Source organism: Streptococcus constellatus subsp. constellatus, from assembly GCF_023167545.1.
GTDB lineage: Bacteria > Bacillota > Bacilli > Lactobacillales > Streptococcaceae > Streptococcus > Streptococcus constellatus.
This window is the reverse complement of sequence record NZ_AP014647.1, coordinates 873,681-891,494: the sequence shown is the minus strand read 5'-3', so window position 1 is coordinate 891,494 and position 17,814 is coordinate 873,681. Positions and strand designations below refer to the sequence as shown.

Below are 17,814 nucleotides of genomic sequence, written 5' to 3'. Positions count from 1 at the left end.
CGGATTATTTAAAATTCTGATATAATGAAAATGTTAGAATACTGTAAGAAAGAGGGTTTTCATGGTAACAATTCAATGGTTTCCAGGACACATGTCAAAAGCTCGGAGACAAGTACAAGAAAATATCAAATTTGTGGATTTTGTGACAATTTTAGTAGATGCGCGTTTGCCATTATCTAGTCAAAATCCTATGCTAACTAAAATCGTGAGTGATAAGCCCAAGCTTCTTATTTTAAATAAGGCGGATTTAGCTGATTCTGATGTGACGAAAGAGTGGCGAAGATATTTTGAAAGTCAAGGTATCAAGACCTTGGCAATCAATTCTAAAGAACAATCAACTGTTAAAAAAGTCACAGAAGCAGCTAAGTCATTAATGAAAGAAAAAATTGCTCGGCAAAAAGAACGTGGGATCCAAATTGAAACATTGCGGACTATGATTATCGGCATCCCGAACGCTGGTAAATCAACCCTGATGAACCGTTTAGCTGGGAAAAAAATCGCTGTGACTGGAAATAAACCAGGTGTTACCAAGGGGCAGCAGTGGCTCAAGTCTAATAAGGACTTGGAAATTTTAGATACTCCAGGGATTCTCTGGCCTAAGTTTGAGGATGAAAAAGTAGCTTTAAAACTCGCTTTAACAGGAGCAATTAAAGACGATTTGCTCCCAATGGATGAAGTTACTATTTTCGGAATCAATTATTTTAAAGAACATTATCCAAAAGAGCTTCGAGAACGGTTCAAGCAAATAGACTTGAAAGAAGAAGCACCGGAAATAATTATGGATATGACACAGAAATTAGGATTTCGCGATAATTATGACCGGTTTTATCAGCTTTTTATCAAAGAGATTCGTGACGGAAAAGTAGGGCGATATACATTGGATATGCTGGGAGACTTGAATGGCAACGATTAAAGAAATTCAGAAACAGTTGGAACAAGTTACTGGTTTGGATGATCCATTTTTTAAAGCGCTGGCTCATGATGAGCGGACTGGGGTAAAGAAATTGGTTGTTAAGCGTCGCAAAGCAATTCAAGACGAGTATGAAGAAGACGCTCGATTGGAAAAAATGCTATGCTATGAAAAAGATTTTTATGCACAGGGTATAGAATGGATTGCCGGCATTGATGAAGTTGGTCGTGGTCCTTTGGCCGGTCCTGTTGTGGCTGCGGCAGTTATTTTACCTAAAGACTCTAAAATAAAAGGTCTCAACGATAGCAAGAAAATTTCTAAGAAAAAACATGAAACAATCTATCAAGAAGTGCTAAAGCAAGCGGTTGCAATTGGTATTGGTATCAAGGATAATCAAGTTATTGATGAAGTGAATATCTATGAAGCAACGAAGTTGGCTATGATAGAAGCAGTTAGAAATCTTAAAATTACTCCACAACATCTTCTGATTGATGCCATGAAGCTAGATCTTCAAATACCACAGACATCTATCATCAAAGGAGATGCTAATTCACTCTCCATTGCGGCTGCTTCAATCGTAGCAAAAGTGACTAGGGATCGCATGATGACAGATTATGACTTAACTTATCCAGGTTATGACTTTGCACACAATGTTGGTTATGGAACTCAGCATCATTTAGAAGGATTGAAACGTAGAGGAATTACTCCTATCCACCGGAAAACCTTTGAACCAATTAAATCTATGATTAAAAAGGCAGAGGATCAAAAATGATTATTAGCAAGGTTTTAAACAATAATGTAGTCATTTCTGAAGAAAATCACCAAGAAGTAGTTCTAATGGGACGTGGGTTAGCCTTTGGTTGTAAGGCGGGAGATGACATTCAGGACAACCTAATTGAGAAAAAATATGTTTTATCAGAAAAACAAGCGTGACCTGTTATTGGAATTGCCTTCTAATATCATTGAAATGGCTGATGAAATTAGTTATGCGCATAGATGAACAAATGTATTTAACCATTTATTTATCAAGAATGAAAAGGAAAATCAATGGAAACTGAATATGAAAAAATGATAGCGGGACAATTATACAATCCTCAAGATCCAGAATTACGCAAGCTTGTATCTCGTTCTCGCAAATTTCAATACACATTTAACGCAGAACGAGATGACAAAAGAAGAAGTGATTTAGTAAAAGAATGGCTTGGTTCTACTGGTGAAAGTATTTCTATGAAGCCAAATTTTGTTTGCGATTATGGTATCAATATACATTTAGGTGAGAATTTCTACTCTAATTGGAACATGACCATGCTTGATGTCTGCCCGATTACAATTGGAAAAAATGCATTGTTTGGGCCGAATTGTCAACTTCTGACTCCTATCCATCCCTTAGATGCACAAGAACGCATATCAGGTGTAGAGTATGGTGCACCGATAACTATTGGGGATAATTTCTGGGCAGGTGGTGGTGTAACGATTTTACCAGGAGTAACATTAGGTAACAATGTTGTCGTTGGTGCGGGATCAGTTGTCACTAAATCTTATGGTGATAATGTTGTTTTAGCAGGAAACCCAGCTCGGATTATTAAAGAATTAGATAAAATGTAAAAAACGGGAATTTCTCGTTTTTTCATTTCTTTTACGAATAGTATCTTTGAAAGATATTAATGAAAGTAAAAGGAATGATAAAATGGATAATTTTGATATTTATAAACTAAAAACAGCTGGTTTGACCAACCAACAAGTCATCAATGTATTGGAATACGCAGAAATTCGCGAAAAAGAATTGTCAGTCAAAGATATGGCAGTTGTCTCCGAATGTCGTAATCCTGCTCTTTTTATTGAAAAATATTTACAATTAGATGATGATTTATTACGTCAAGAATTTGAGAAATTCCCATCTTTTTCTATCTTGGAAGATGTATATCCTTGGGATTTGAGTGAAATTTATAATCCACCCGTTCTTCTTTTTTATAAAGGTAATTTGGATTTACTAAAATTACCTAAAGTAGCTGTTGTAGGAAGTCGGAATAGTAGCCGAGTAGGCAGTCAATCCGTTCAAAAGATTATTAAAGAGCTAAACAATGAATTGGTTATCGTGAGTGGTTTAGCACGCGGAATTGATACCTCAGCTCACATGGCAGCATTGCAAAATGGTGGTCGAACAATTGCAGTTATCGGAACGGGTCTAGACGTTTTTTATCCAAGGGCGAATAAAAAACTCCAATCGTATTTGGGAGAACATCATCTAGTACTTAGTGAATATGGTCCTGAAGCAGAGCCATTAAAATTTCATTTTCCAGAGCGTAATCGGATTATAGCAGGATTGTGTAGAGGGGTTATTGTTGCTGAAGCCAAAATGCGCTCAGGCAGCCTTATTACTTGTGAGCGAGCAATGGAAGAAGGGCGAGATGTATTTGCTATTCCAGGGTCAATTTTAGATGGAAGAAGTGATGGCTGTCATCATTTGATTCAGGAAGGAGCAAAATGCATCGCATCAGGGGCTGACGTACTTTCTGAATTCCAATTTTAAAACAAGTTCTCCTATAAGAGAATGCTACTAGTTGACATCTTGAAAAAAATAGTTTAAACTCTATGAGGTTTATTACTTTTAGAAGGTGTTTAGATTGGCAACAAAAACAAAGAAAAAAATAACAGCTAAAAAAAATCTGGTGATTGTAGAGTCGCCAGCTAAGGCAAAAACAATTGAAAAATATTTAGGACGGAACTACAAGGTTTTAGCCAGCGTAGGTCATATTCGAGATTTGAAAAAGTCTACGATGTCCGTTGATTTTGAAAACAACTATGAGCCAGAATATATCAATATTCGCGGGAAAGGGCCTCTTATCAATGATTTGAAAAAAGAAGCTAAAAAGGCTAAACAAGTTTATCTTGCAAGTGACCCGGACCGTGAAGGAGAAGCTATTTCTTGGCATTTGGCTCATATCTTAAATCTAGACGAGACAGATAAAAATCGTGTTGTTTTCAACGAAATCACGAAAGATGCAGTAAAAAATGCTTTTAAAGAACCGCGCCAGATTGACATGGATTTGGTAGATGCTCAACAAGCGCGTCGTGTCCTTGACCGTATTGTGGGGTACTCTATCTCTCCAATTCTCTGGAAAAAGGTCAAAAAAGGATTATCTGCTGGACGTGTGCAATCTGTTGCTTTGAAGCTCATCATTGATCGTGAAAACGAAATTAATGCTTTTAAGCCAGAAGAATATTGGACGATTGATGGAACGTTCAAGAAAGGTGCTCGGCAATTTCAAGCAAGCTTTTATGGTATAAATGGCAAGAAAATGAAACTTGCTATCAACGATGATGTCAAAAATGTTCTTTCTCAAATCAAGAATGATGAATTTACCGTGGAAAGTGTTGAGAAAAAGGAACGCAAGCGTCATGCTCCGTTACCTTATACTACATCATCTATGCAGCAAGACGCTGCTAATAAAATCAATTTCCGAACTCGCAAAACTATGATGGTCGCTCAACAACTCTACGAAGGAATCAATATCGGTTCTGGTGTGCAAGGTTTGATTACCTATATGCGTACAGATTCTACTCGTATTAGCCCAGTAGCTCAAAACGAAGCTGCAACTTTCATTACAGATCGTTTTGGCGAAAAATATTCTAAACATGGCAGTAGAGTCCGAAATACTTCTGGCGCACAAGATGCTCATGAAGCGATTCGTCCGTCAAGTGTATTTAATACACCTGACAATATCGCAAAATATCTAGATAAAGATCAATTGAAATTGTATACGTTGATTTGGAATCGTTTCGTGGCGAGTCAAATGACTGCTGCGGTATTTGACACGATGAGTGTGAAGTTAGAGCAAAATGGTGTTCAATTTGCTGCAAATGGTAGTCAGGTTAAATTTGATGGTTATCTAGCTATTTATAACGACTCTGATAAAAACAAAATGCTGCCAGACATGAAAAAAGGTGATTTGGTTAAGTGTATCAACACCAATCCTGAGCAGCATTTTACTCAACCACCAGCACGTTATTCAGAAGCAACTTTAATTAAGACCTTGGAGGAGAATGGCGTTGGGCGTCCATCAACTTATGCACCAACGATTGAAACTATTCAAAAACGCTACTATGTAAAATTAGTTTCCAAACGCTTTGAACCAACCGAATTGGGAGAAATTGTGAATTCATTGATTGTTGAATTCTTCCCAGATATTGTCAATGTGAAGTTTACCGCTGATATGGAAGCCAAATTGGATGATGTAGAAGTCGGAAAAGAGCAGTGGAAAAAGGTCATTGACGAATTTTATAAACCATTTGAAAAAGAAGTTTCTAAAGCAGAAACTGAAATGGAGAAAATTCAAATTAAAGACGAACCGGCTGGTTTTGATTGTGAAGTTTGTGGAAGTCCTATGGTTATCAAGTTAGGACGTTATGGTAAATTCTATGCTTGTAGCAACTTCCCCGATTGTCGTCACACCCAAGCAATTGTCAAAGAAATAGGCGTAGAGTGTCCTAAATGTCATCAAGGACAAATCATTGAGCGCAAAACCAAGCGCAATCGGCTTTTTTATGGTTGCAATCGCTATCCAGATTGTGACTTCACCTCTTGGGATAAACCGGTTGGTCGCTCTTGTCCGAAATGCGGTCAGTATCTTGTAGAAAAGAAAGTTCGCGGTGGTGGCAAACAAGTTGTCTGCAGCAACGGGGATTACGAAGAAGAAAAAGTAAAATAATTCAATATTTTACATAATTTAACTTATGCAAATAATTTTCGCATCCACAAAAGGAGATTATATGAAAGAGAAGTTTCATGAGTTTTTAAAAATTTCCGAGGAATTAAATAAAATCGGAATTATTCCTTTTCTTATGGGCTCGCTAGGTCTTGAACAGGTAACTGGTCAAGACTGGCAAGCACGAGATATTGATATCCATGTTCCAGGAGATCCTAGGGGATGGGACGCACCTGATGAGGTACGAATTTATGATTTTAAAAAGATTGAAACGATTATGAACCGGCTTGGCTACCAATTAGTAGATTTGCACGAGCACGAATTTCAAAAAGGAAATCTATCGGTTGAGTTTGGTAGCATGAATACTTTGGAAAACTTTGCTGGGATTCCTTTAGATGAATTGGTAAAACATGAAACAGCAGGGGTAATTTATTTTCTTCCTGATGCTGAACAATATCTTAGGATTTACACAGCATCTTCGCAAGATTCCTATCGAAATGACCAAAATAATGATAAGGATTTTGTTAAAATTGCTTATCTGGAAAAAATGTTAAAGAAATAGATACATGACCAATCATTTTTTTATTAATTTTCTCTAGAAAGTCTCACTCGTCAGTAGAGGCTTTTTTTGTTATAATGATAAAGAATAATTAGAAAGATTTGTGGGAGTAACCCTCCCAAAGAGGTATTCGTTGTATGTCTCAATCTTACATCAATGTCATAGGAGCTGGTCTGGCTGGCAGCGAAGCAGCTTATCAGATTGCTAAACGCGGTATTCCTGTTAAACTGTACGAAATGCGCGGAATGAAATCCACTCCTCAGCATAAGACTAGTGATTTTGCAGAACTAGTCTGTTCTAATTCTCTGCGGGGAGATTCACTGACAAACGCAGTTGGTCTGCTAAAAGAAGAAATGCGCCGTTTGGATTCAATCATTATGCGAGCAGCAGAAGCTACGCGTGTACCGGCCGGAGGAGCGTTAGCGGTTGATAGAGAGAGCTTTTCAAAATCAGTCACCGATGAGCTAAATAATCATCCTTTCATTGAGGTTATTCGTGAGGAAATAACAGAAATCCCTGACGATACGATTACTGTTATTGCGACAGGTCCTTTGACAAGTGATGCACTTGCCAAAAAAATCCATGCGCTAAATGGTGGAATTGGATTTTACTTTTATGATGCTGCAGCACCAATTGTAGATGTCAATACGATTGATATGGAAAAAGTTTATCTCAAGTCTCGCTATGACAAGGGAGAAGCTGCTTATCTAAATGCTCCCATGACTAAAAGTGAATTTATAGCTTTTCACGATGCTTTAATCAATGCTGAGGAAGCGCCTCTCAATGCTTTTGAAAAAGAAAAATATTTTGAAGGCTGCATGCCGATTGAGGTGATGGCTAAGAGAGGGATAAAAACCATGCTCTACGGTCCTATGAAACCGGTCGGCTTGGAATACCCAGATGACTATCAAGGTCCTCGTGATGGAGAATTTAAGACGCCATACGCAGTCGTTCAGCTTCGTCAAGACAATGCAGCTGGGAGCCTTTATAATATCGTTGGATTTCAGACACATCTTAAATGGGGCGAACAGAAGCGCGTTTTTCGGATGATTCCAGGTTTGGAAAATGCAGAGTTTGTTCGCTATGGCGTGATGCACCGTAATTCTTACATGGATTCACCGAATCTTCTGACTCAAACTTTTCAGTCTAAAAAACAACAGAATATCTTCTTTGCGGGTCAGATGACTGGTGTAGAGGGATATGTGGAATCCGCTGCATCTGGACTCGTAGCTAGTATCAATGCAGTTCGTCTTTTCAATAGAGCAGAAGCTGTGATCTTTCCAGAAACAACTGCTATTGGAAGCTTACCTCATTATATCACGCACGCTGACAGCAAACATTTCCAGCCGATGAATATCAACTTTGGAATTATCAAAGAATTGGACGGTCCTCGAATTCGAGACAAGAAAGAACGCTATGAAAAAATAGCAAAACGAGCTCTACAAGCTATCGAAAGCTATCAAAATCTCTAATTTTCTTTCTGAAAAAATGGAAATAATGACGATAAGTTGTAAAAGTATTAAAAAAGTTAGGAATTCCTAACTTTTTTGCATATTTTATGATATAATAGATAAAAATTTTGAAAATAGAAAGTTTTCTGATAATGAACCATTCCTATTTTTACCTTGAAGTTAGAACACATGAATTAGAAGTACCTTATACTAAACAAAAGCGTCGTGTTCGGGTGCTCCTTCCTAGAAATTATGAGCAAAATACTAAGAAATCTTATCCTGTAGTTTATTTTCATGACGGTCAAAATGTCCTTTATAGTAAGGAGTCTTTTAGCGGTCATTCTTGGAAGATTATTCCAACAATTAAGCGAAATCCGGACATTGAAAAAATGATTGTGGTAGCTATTGACAACGACGGTTTTAATCGAATGAATGAGTATTCTGCTTGGAAATACCAAGAGTCAACTATTCCAGGTATAGAATTTGGAGGCAAAGGGACAGAGTATGCTGAGTTTGTCATGGAAGTTGTCAAACCCTTTGTTGACGAGCATTATCGTACTAAGTCAGACCGAGCACACACGGGCATGGTTGGTTCTTCTTTGGGTGGAAATATTACGCAGTTTATGGGAATTGAATACCAAGAGCAAATCGGTTGCTTGGGGGTTTTCTCATCTGCGAACTGGCTGCACCAAGAAGCATTCAATCGTTATATAGAACGTCATAACTTATTAGCAGATCAGCATATTTATATTTATGTTGGAACAGAAGAAGCAGATGATACAGATAAAACCTTGATGGCTGGCAATATCAAGCAAGCTTATATTGATTCGTCATTAACCTACTTTCGTCAGTTAATTGCAGGTGGTTTAGATTTGGAAAATCTATTGTTTTATATCCAAGCCGGTGCAGAACACAATGAAATGGCTTGGGCTGAGCATTTACCTGATTGCCTTCGCTTCTTTAGTGAAAAATGGTAAATAAATCAATTAAGAATATGAGAAGAGAATTTATATGCATGTTGAATTTTTAAGTCATTGGAGCGGTAATTTAAGCCGTGAAATGTGTGTGAATCGTTATGGACACGCTGGAATGCCTGTAATCGTTTTTGCTTCATCAGGAGGCAGTCATAATGAATATGCAGATTTTAGTATGATTGAGGCTTGCTCATGGTTTATCGAAACAGGAAAAATCCAATTTTTCACTTTGAGTAGTGTAGATAGTGAAAGCTGGCTGGCTGATTGGAAATCTCCTCACGACCGAGCAGAAATGCACCGAGCCTATGAGCGCTATGTCATTGAGGAAGCCATTCCTTTTATCAAGCATAAAACAGGTTGGTTTGATCCAATGATGACGACAGGTTGTTCCATGGGAGCCTATCACGCTGTTAATTTCTTTCTCCAGCACCCCGATGTCTTCAATAAAGTCATTGCACTGAGCGGAGTTTATGATGCGCGCTATTTTGTTGGTGATTGTTTAGAGGATGAAATAATTTATCAAAATTCACCGGCAGATTATATTTGGAATCAAAATGATGGCTGGTTTATTGATCGCTGTCGCAATGCTGATATTATTGTCTGTACAGGACTTGGTGCATGGGAACAGGACGGACTACCTTCTTTCTACACCTTAAAAGAAGCCTTTGAACATAAGAACATTCCGGCATGGTTTGCTGAATGGGGATATGATGTTTCGCATGACTGGATTTGGTGGCGCAAGCAAATGCCTTATTTTCTCAATCAATTAAACCTATGATTAGAAAGGAAACACTATTATGAACTATATCGTTATTTCACCTTATTATCCGCAAAATTTTCAACAATTTACTGTTGAACTTGCAAATAAAGGAATTACTGTTTTGGGCATCGGGCAGGAACCTTATGATCAACTAGATCAACCGTTGAAAAATGCTTTAACAGAATATTTTCGTGTGGAAAATTTAGAAAATCTTGATGAAGTGAAACGTGCTGTAGCCTTCCTTTTTTACAAGCACGGACCAATTGACCGCATTGAGTCACACAATGAATATTGGTTAGATCAAGATGCAAAATTGCGTGAACAGTTCAATGTTGTAGGACCAAAACCAAAAGACTTGAAAAAGACAAAATTCAAATCTGAAATGAAGAAACTTTTTAAAAAGGCCGGAGTTCCTGTCGTTCCTGGTCAAATTGTAAAAACCTTGCAGGCAGTTGACATGGCGGTAAGTAAAATTGGTCTTCCATTGATTGTGAAACCAGATAATGGAGTTGGCGCAGCGGGAACTTATAAACTTGAAAGCAGTGAAGATGTTGAACAGTTTAGGCAAGAATGGGATAAGCAAACCGTTTATTTCTTTGAAAAATTTGTTGATTCTGGACAAATTTGTACATTTGACGGGCTACTAGATTCAAAGGGAAATATTGTGTTTTCAACAACTTTCGACTATGCTTATACTCCTTTAGATTTAATATTAAATCATTACGAAAACTCATACTATATTATAAAAGATATGGATCCTAAATTACGTCAATATGGGGAAGCTATCATTAAAACGTTCGGCATGAAAGAACGTTTCTTCCATATTGAATTTTTCCATAATGGAGATGATTATATCGCCATAGAATACAATAATCGTCCAGCGGGCGCTTTCACTATTGATTTGTATAACTTTGCTCATTCCATTGACCTTTATCGTGGATATGCAGCTGTTGTAAACGGTGAACCTTTCCCACAGTCTCAAGTAGAAACACAATATGGCTTGGTGACTGCTCGTCGTTCAACCTCAAATTATGTATATTCAGAAGAAGAGTTGCGTGAAAAATACGGTGATAAGTTAAAAGCAGTAAAAATTATGCCACAGGCTTTTGCTGATTTACAAGGAGATATTCATTATATCTTAACAACACCAAATCGTTCAGAAATCAATCAAATGATAGAAGATTTTGGAAAAAAGTAGAAAAATCTATTTGTGAAATTTTTATTTTGTCAATTCAAATCAGCTTGCCAGCAAGGTTAGCTGATTTTTCTTTGTGAAATTCTGCAAGCATAAATTTTGACAGTTTTTTTAGGATTGGTTAGAATGTGATTGTAGAAACCAAGTTTAGAAAGGTAAAAAATATGGCAATGTTAGATAAAAATCTCTTGTTAGAGATGTTTCGGAAGATGGAAGAAATTCGTCGGATGGACCTAAAAATTGCTCAACTCGTGAAAAAGGGGAAAGTTCCAGGTATGACTCACTTTTCAGTTGGAGAAGAAGCAGCAAGCGTTGGAGCTATGTTGGCCCTCAATCCTGATGATTTGATTACATCTAACCATCGTGGGCATGGTCAGGCGATTGCTAAAGGAATTGACCTGAATGGCATGATGGCAGAAATCATGGGCAAATACAATGGAACCTGCAAAGGAAAAGGTGGCTCCATGCACATTGCTGATTTGGATGCTGGAAATTTAGGAGCAAATGGTATTGTTGGCGGAGGTATAGGAATCGCAGTCGGTGCAGCCCTTACTCAGCAAATGCATCATACAGGAAAGATCGTTGTCTGTTTCTTTGGTGACGGAGCAACGAACGAAGGTGTTTTTCATGAAGCGGTTAATATGGCCTCTATTTGGAATTTGCCAGTGATTTTCTATTGTATCAATAATGGCTATGGTATTTCTGCGGATATTAAGAAAATGACCAATATAGAGCATATTCACGAGCGCAGCGCAGCTTATGGCGTTCCAGGTATGTTCATCGAAGATGGCAATAATGTTTTGGATGTCTATGAAGGTTTCCAAAAAGCTGTAGAGCATGTTCGCAGTGGTAAAGGACCTGTCTTAATTGAGAGTGTGACCTATCGTTGGTTGGGACATTCATCTTCTGACCCAGGTAAATACCGTACTCGTGAAGAAGTAGAAGAATGGAAGAAAAAAGATCCAATCGAAAATCTTCGTAAATATTTACTCGCAAATCAGATTGCAAGCGATGAAGAGTTAGAGGCTATTCAAGCAGAGGTTAAAGAAGCAGTAGAAGCATCTGTAAAATTCGCGGCAGAAAGTCCATTCCCACCGCTTGAATCAGCTTTTGAAGATATTTATGCAGATTAAAGAGAGGAGATTGAACAATAATGGAAACAAAAACAATGTCTTTCCGTGACACCATTATCCTTGCCATGTCTGAGGAAATGCGTCTTGATGAAAATGTGTTGTTAATGGGAGAAGATGTCGGCATTTTCGGAGGAGATTTCGGAACATCCGTCGGAATGTTAGAAGAATTCGGTCCAGAACGAGTACGTGATTGTCCAATTTCTGAAGCAGCTATTTCAGGAGCTGCAGCAGGAGCTGCCATGACAGGCCTTCGTCCTATTGTAGATATGACTTTCATGGACTTTTCTGTCATTGCCATGGATGCGATTGTCAACCAGGCTGCTAAAACACGTTATATGTTTGGTGGTAAAGGACAAGTTCCGCTAACAATTCGTTGCGCAGCTGGAAATGGTGTCGGATCAGCTGCTCAACACTCGCAATCTTTAGAATCTTGGTTTACCCATATTCCCGGTCTCAAAGTCGTAGCACCTGGAACTCCCGCAGATATGAAGGGATTGTTGAAATCTTCAATTCGCGACAACAATCCTGTTATTATCCTTGAGTATAAATCAGAATTCAACCAAAAAGGCGAAGTTCCACTTGACCCTGATTATACAATCCCTCTCGGTGTTGGTGACATCAAAAAAGAAGGAATGGACGTAACAGTTGTGACTTATGGAAAAATGCTCCGCAGAGTTATGCAAGCAGCTGAAGAATTGACAGAAGAAGGCATTTCAGTAGAAGTAGTCGATCCTCGTACCTTGGTACCACTTGATAAAGATATTATTATTAACTCAGTTAAAAAAACAGGAAAAGTCGTTCTGGTCAACGATGCCCATAAGACCAGCGGCTATATCGGAGAAATTTCGGCTATTATATCTGAGTCTGAAGCCTTTGACTATCTGGATGCACCGATTCGTCGCTGTGCTGGAGAAGACGTGCCGATGCCTTATGCTCAAAATCTTGAAAATGCCATGATTCCGACAGTAGAATCCATCAAAGACACTATCCGTAAGACTTATCATAAAGAGTAAGGTGTAGATAAACAATGATTAACATTTACGTAATTTAAATTATGTATAAATAACTGAGAATAAAAATCTGATTTTTGCTAATATTACTAGAATAAAAACAAAAATAAGGGCAAATGTTGCCTCGACCAATGAATTATTTAAGAATGAGAGAGATCATGGATGACAAAAAATTAAGAGCGACCCCTGCAGCTAGAAAGCTGGCAGACGATCTGGGAATCAATCTTTACGATGTTTCCGGTTCAGGCTCAAACGGTCGCGTCCACAAGGAAGACGTGGAAACCTATCAAGATACCCATGCGGTTCGGATTTCACCGCTGGCCAAGCGCATTGCCGAGGAGCACAATATCGCCTGGAATGAGATTCAGGGAACTGGGCACCGCGGCAAGATTATGAAGAAGGATGTCCTGGCCTTCCTGCCTGAAAATGTCGAAAGTGACAGCATCAAGTCGCCGGCTGTTATTGAAAAGGTTGAAGAAGTACCAGATAATATCACGCCTTACGGTGAGATTGAGCGTATTCCAATGACACCGATGCGCAAGGTTATCGCCCAACGGATGGTGGATTCCTATCTGACGGCGCCGACCTTTACCCTCAACTATGATGTGGATATGACGGAAATGCTGGCCCTACGCAAGAAGGTTATAGATCCAATCATGGAAGCGACCGGCAAGAAGGTGACGGTCACAGATTTGCTGTCGTTGGCTGTGGTTAAGACCCTGATGAAGCACCCTTATCTCAATTCCTCCCTGACCGAGGACGGCAAGACCATCATCACCCACAACTATGTCAATCTGGCCATGGCTGTCGGTATGGATAATGGTCTCATGACACCTGTAGTCTACAACGCTGAGAAGATGAGTCTGTCTGAGCTAGTTGTGGCCTTCAAGGATATCATCGGCCGGACCCTGGATGGCAAGCTGGCACCGAGCGAGCTGCAAAATTCTACCTTCACCATCAGCAATCTGGGCATGTTTGGTGTCCAATCCTTTGGCCCGATTATCAATCAGCCTAACTCTGCGATTTTGGGAGTTAGCTCAACCATTGAAAAACCAGTCGTAGTAAACGGAGAAATTGTGATTCGACCAATTATGAGTCTTGGATTAACCATTGACCACCGAGTCGTGGACGGTATGGCAGGTGCTAAATTCATGAAAGACCTAAAAGAACTGATTGAAGACCCAATTTCAATGTTGGTATAAGAGAAAGTTTAAATGAGAGGAAAATAAAAACATGGCCTTAGAAGTAATTATGCCAAAAGCCGGCGTTGATATGACAGAAGGACAGATTGTTCAATGGAATAAAAAAGTTGGCGAATTTGTAAAAGAAGGAGAAATCCTTCTGGAAATCATGACAGATAAAGTCAGCATGGAGTTAGAAGCAGAGGAAGATGGCTACTTGATTGCTATCTTGAAAGGAGACGGTGAGACTGTTCCTGTAACGGAAGTTATCGGTTATCTGGGCGAAGAAGGAGAAAATATTCCGACTACTGTGGCTGCTTCAGATGCTAGTTCAACACCAACTGCAACCACAACTTCTAACGATGATAATAAGAGTGATGATGCTTATGATATTGTGGTTATTGGTGGCGGACCAGCTGGCTATGTGGCAGCGATTAAAGCAGCTCAATTAGGAGGCAAGATTGCCCTTGTTGAAAAATCTGAACTAGGTGGAACCTGCCTCAACCGTGGCTGTATCCCGACTAAGACCTATCTTCACAATGCGGAAATTATTGAAAGTCTAGCCCATGCAGCAAACCGTGGTATTATCATTGAAAATCCAAACTTTACTGTCAATATGGATAAAGTTTTGGAAACCAAAAACAAGGTTGTCAATACACTTGTCGGAGGCGTTGCAGGTCTGCTTCGCAGCTACGGCGTTGATGTTTACAAAGGAATTGGTACCATTACCAAAGATAAGAATGTCTTGGTGAATGGTGCTGAACTTCTTGAGACCAAGAAGATTATCTTAGCTGGTGGATCAAAAGTCAGCAAGATTAACGTTCCAGGCATGGAATCATCACTTGTTATGACTAGCGATGATATTCTGGATATGAAGGAAGTTCCAGAAAGTTTAGTAATCATCGGTGGTGGCGTTGTTGGTATTGAGCTAGGACAGGCTTTCATGACCTTTGGTAGCAAGGTGACGGTTGTTGAAATGATGAATCGGATTGTTCCAGCTATGGATGCAGAAGTCTCTAAAAACCTTCGACTCATTCTTGACCGCAAGGGCATGACCATTTTGACAAAGACCAAGTTGGAAGAAATTGTCGAAGAAAATGGCAAGCTCCGCATCAAAGTTGCAGGAAAGGAAGATATCATAGCTGATAAAGCTTTGCTTTCTATCGGACGAGTGCCTGATTTGGAGGGAATTGGCGAGGTTGACTTTGAACTAGACCGAGGTCGTATCAAGGTCAATGAATATATGGAAACTTCTGTTTCAGGAATTTACGCGCCTGGAGATATTAACGGTACCAAGATGTTGGCGCATGCAGCCTTTCGTATGGGAGAAGTAGCTGCAGAGAATGCTCTCAAAGGCAATCACGTAGTTGCTAAATTAAATCTAACTCCAGCAGCCATCTACACTTTGCCAGAAGTTGCGGCAGTCGGTCTGACAGAAGAACAAGCTCGAGAAAAATATGATATAGCTATCGGCGAATTCAACTTCGCAGCAAACGGACGAGCAATTGCATCTGATGCTGCTCAAGGATTTGTCAAAGTAATTGCTGATAAGAAATACGGAGAAGTTCTCGGTGTTCACATCATCGGTCCCGCTGCAGCCGAGTTAATCAATGAAGCCTCTACTATCATCGAAATGGAAATCACGGTGGAAGAGATGCTCAAGACCATTCACGGTCATCCGACATTCTCAGAAGTTATGTACGAAGCATTTGCAGACGTACTCGGCATGGCTATTCATGCTCCAAAGAAAAAATAAAAGGCACTATTGAGATGAAATACATTATTAACAACAGTAATGATACAGCTTTTAATATCGCACTTGAGGAATATGCTTTCAAGCATCTCCTTGATGAAGATATGATTTTCTTGCTTTGGATCAATAAACCCTCTATCATTGTCGGACGTCATCAGAATACTATTGAAGAAATCAATCGTGACTATGTCCGAGAGCATGGCATTGAGGTTGTTCGTCGTATCAGTGGAGGTGGAGCTGTTTATCATGACTATAACAATCTCAACTATACCATCATTTCCAAAGAATCTGAAAACAAAGCCTTTGATTTTAAGAGTTTCTCTATCCCAGTCATCAAGACTTTGGAAGAATTAGGTGTAAAAGCAGAATTTACAGGACGCAACGATCTGGAAATTGACGGGAAAAAATTCTGTGGCAATGCACAAGCCTACATCAATGGTCGAATTATGCACCACGGCTGCCTGCTTTTTGACGTAGAATTATCCGTCTTAGCGAATGCCTTAAAAGTTTCCAAAGATAAGTTTGAGTCCAAAGGAGTCAAATCTGTTCGAGCTCGTGTAACCAATATCGTTGATGAATTGCCTGAAAAAATTACTGTCGAGCAATTTCGCGACCTCCTGCTAGACTATATGAAGAAAGAACATCCAGAAATGACAGAATATGCCTTTTCTAATGATGAACTAGCTGAAATCAACCATATCAAGGAAACTAAATTTGCTACTTGGGATTGGAACTATGGCAAATCGCCAGCATACAATGTTCGTCGTGGTACCAAGTTTACTAGTGGTAAAGTCGAAATCTTTGCCAATGTTGTTCAGTCAAAAATCGAAAACATCAAAATTTACGGAGATTTCTTTGGAATCGAAGATGTAGCAGCAGTAGAAGAAGTCCTCAAGGGTGTTAAATATGAAAGAGAAGATGTTTTAAATGCTCTTGAAAACCTGGATATTTCTCGCTATTTCGCTGGAATTAGCCAAGAAGAAATTACAGAAGCAGTGGTCGGCTAAATCACAAGACTATAACAATAGAGAAAACATCCTTACGTTTATTTAACTAAGGATGTTTTCTCTATTGTTTGAAGAAGCTGGTTATCAGGATGTTCAGATGCTTCTGGGATACACCACAGCCAATAATCGCTTGGAGAATATCCGCTTTGGAGCAAGTTCCTTATTATCGAACCCTACAGAAATTATTGGATAGAATTTTTATAAAGAGGACGAAACATCATAGCAAATGCGAGGTTTTCCTTCATTATTATATTGACAAGCAACTAGAAAAGTACTAGACTAAAGTTAGAAATATATCATAAAATGTCACAAAAATCTGTCAAACTTCTTCGTTTTAGAAAGGATGGTTACTATGGCTAAATTAGATGGAAAAGTTGCTTTGATTACTGGAGCTGCTGTCGGTCTGGGTCAGGGCATTGCCTCAGTCTATGCCAAATATGGCGCCAAGCTCTGCCTTTTCGATCAAGACCCTCAAGTAGAAGCAACTGCTCAAGAACTTCGTGACAGCTACCAAATAGATATTATCAGCTATATCGGTGATGTCAGTCGTCTAGAAGATTTGGAAGCGGCCGTCTCTCAGACTATCCAAGCCTTTGGGCATCTTGATATTGCCTGCTGTAATGCTGGTATCTGCAAGCTGGCGCCCTTTGAAGAAATGACAGACCAGATACGGGATCAACATATTAATGTCAATATCAAGGGCGTTTGGAACACTTGTCAGGCAACCATCAAGCCCATGTTGAAACAGAGAGCAGGCGCTATCGTCATCGCATCATCTGTGACAGGCGATTTTGTTGCTGATGCTGGAGAAGCAGCTTATGCGATGACCAAGGCAGCTCTGGTCGGCTTAACCAAGGCCTTGGCAGTAGAATATGCCGATCGCAATATCCGAGTTAACTGCAGCCAGCTAGGCTATGCTCGGACACCGATGGTCGAAAAAATGGCCCTGGAATCCAACCCAGAACATCCAGAAGTTCCTATTCAAGATATTGCGGCCGCTGTCCCAATGAAAAGATTAGCTAAACCGCAAGAAGTAGGGGAACTCTTTGCCTTTTTAGGTAGTGACGAATCCTCCTATCTTACAGGATCTCAAATTGTCATTGACGGCGGTAGTACCCTACCAGAAACTATGAGCATGGGCACAAACTAGCAGCATTTAGCTCAATTCAAATAAA

16 protein-coding genes and 1 pseudogene are annotated in these 17,814 nt (G+C 39.4%); all 17 read left to right on the top strand.

The genetic code is table 11. The annotated features are described in order from the left end of the window. The first annotated feature begins 61 nt into the window (after window positions 1-61). The 17 genes and pseudogenes from ylqF to ucpA all read left to right on the top strand — a co-directional run bounded on the left by ylqF (window position 62) and on the right by ucpA (window position 17,789). Window positions 62-913, top strand: coding sequence for a ribosome biogenesis GTPase YlqF (ylqF, locus tag SCSC_RS04400; protein ID WP_006269502.1), 852 nt, complete (start codon window positions 62-64; stop codon window positions 911-913). Beyond that, window positions 900-1,682: a ribonuclease HII gene (locus tag SCSC_RS04395; protein ID WP_006269488.1), complete on the top strand. Its 783-nt coding sequence runs from the start codon at window positions 900-902 to the stop codon at window positions 1,680-1,682. The genes ylqF and SCSC_RS04395 overlap by 14 nt, the downstream gene beginning before the upstream one ends. Beyond that, window positions 1,679-1,892, top strand: a pseudogene (locus tag SCSC_RS04390) (CAT RNA binding domain-containing protein); the annotation flags it as partial. The gene SCSC_RS04395 and the pseudogene SCSC_RS04390, both read left to right, overlap by 4 nt. A gap of 65 nt (window positions 1,893-1,957) precedes the next feature. After that, entirely contained in the window at window positions 1,958-2,515 is a 558-nt protein-coding gene (locus tag SCSC_RS04385; protein WP_006269506.1) for a sugar O-acetyltransferase, read from the top strand. Window positions 2,516-2,597: 82 nt separating this feature from the next. Further along, window positions 2,598-3,440, top strand: a complete 843-nt coding sequence (gene dprA, locus SCSC_RS04380; protein WP_006269575.1) for a DNA-processing protein DprA — start codon at window positions 2,598-2,600, stop codon at window positions 3,438-3,440. A gap of 85 nt (window positions 3,441-3,525) precedes the next feature. Further along, on the top strand, window positions 3,526-5,619 hold the full coding sequence (topA, locus tag SCSC_RS04375; RefSeq protein WP_100207678.1) for a type I DNA topoisomerase: 2,094 nt from the start codon (window positions 3,526-3,528) through the stop codon (window positions 5,617-5,619). Between the two features lie 61 nt (window positions 5,620-5,680). Beyond that, complete coding sequence (locus SCSC_RS04370) at window positions 5,681-6,178, top strand: phosphoribosylanthranilate isomerase (protein ID WP_003069067.1); 498 nt, start codon at window positions 5,681-5,683, stop codon at window positions 6,176-6,178. Between the two features lie 134 nt (window positions 6,179-6,312). Next, entirely contained in the window at window positions 6,313-7,647 is a 1,335-nt protein-coding gene (trmFO, locus tag SCSC_RS04365) for a methylenetetrahydrofolate--tRNA-(uracil(54)-C(5))-methyltransferase (FADH(2)-oxidizing) TrmFO (RefSeq protein ID WP_006269568.1), read from the top strand. 131 nt (window positions 7,648-7,778) lie between these two features. Then, window positions 7,779-8,603, top strand: a complete 825-nt coding sequence (locus tag SCSC_RS04360) for an alpha/beta hydrolase (RefSeq protein ID WP_006269503.1) — start codon at window positions 7,779-7,781, stop codon at window positions 8,601-8,603. 34 nt (window positions 8,604-8,637) lie between these two features. Beyond that, on the top strand, window positions 8,638-9,378 hold the full coding sequence (locus tag SCSC_RS04355) for an esterase family protein (RefSeq protein WP_006269493.1): 741 nt from the start codon (window positions 8,638-8,640) through the stop codon (window positions 9,376-9,378). A 19-nt stretch (window positions 9,379-9,397) separates the two neighbouring features. Next, the gene (locus SCSC_RS04350) at window positions 9,398-10,558 is read left to right on the top strand and encodes an ATP-grasp domain-containing protein (protein WP_006269479.1); all 1,161 of its coding nucleotides are present in this window, start codon (window positions 9,398-9,400) and stop codon (window positions 10,556-10,558) included. 161 nt (window positions 10,559-10,719) lie between these two features. After that, complete coding sequence (locus SCSC_RS04345; protein ID WP_115342915.1) at window positions 10,720-11,688, top strand: thiamine pyrophosphate-dependent dehydrogenase E1 component subunit alpha; 969 nt, start codon at window positions 10,720-10,722, stop codon at window positions 11,686-11,688. A gap of 20 nt (window positions 11,689-11,708) precedes the next feature. After that, window positions 11,709-12,701 carry an alpha-ketoacid dehydrogenase subunit beta gene (locus SCSC_RS04340; protein WP_006269486.1) on the top strand — a complete coding sequence of 331 codons (993 nt, stop codon included), beginning with the start codon at window positions 11,709-11,711 and terminating at the stop codon, window positions 12,699-12,701. Window positions 12,702-12,856: 155 nt separating this feature from the next. Further along, window positions 12,857-13,900, top strand: a complete 1,044-nt coding sequence (locus SCSC_RS04335; RefSeq protein ID WP_006269553.1) for a dihydrolipoamide acetyltransferase — start codon at window positions 12,857-12,859, stop codon at window positions 13,898-13,900. A 31-nt stretch (window positions 13,901-13,931) separates the two neighbouring features. After that, complete coding sequence (lpdA, locus tag SCSC_RS04330) at window positions 13,932-15,635, top strand: dihydrolipoyl dehydrogenase (protein ID WP_006269569.1); 1,704 nt, start codon at window positions 13,932-13,934, stop codon at window positions 15,633-15,635. Between the two features lie 14 nt (window positions 15,636-15,649). After that, a complete protein-coding gene (gene lplA, locus SCSC_RS04325) occupies window positions 15,650-16,639 on the top strand; it encodes a lipoate--protein ligase (RefSeq protein ID WP_006269515.1) in 990 nt (329 codons plus the stop codon). Window positions 16,640-16,991: 352 nt separating this feature from the next. Beyond that, window positions 16,992-17,789, top strand: coding sequence for an SDR family oxidoreductase UcpA (ucpA, locus tag SCSC_RS04320; RefSeq protein ID WP_006269588.1), 798 nt, complete (start codon window positions 16,992-16,994; stop codon window positions 17,787-17,789). Window positions 17,790-17,814: the final 25 nt, after the last annotated feature.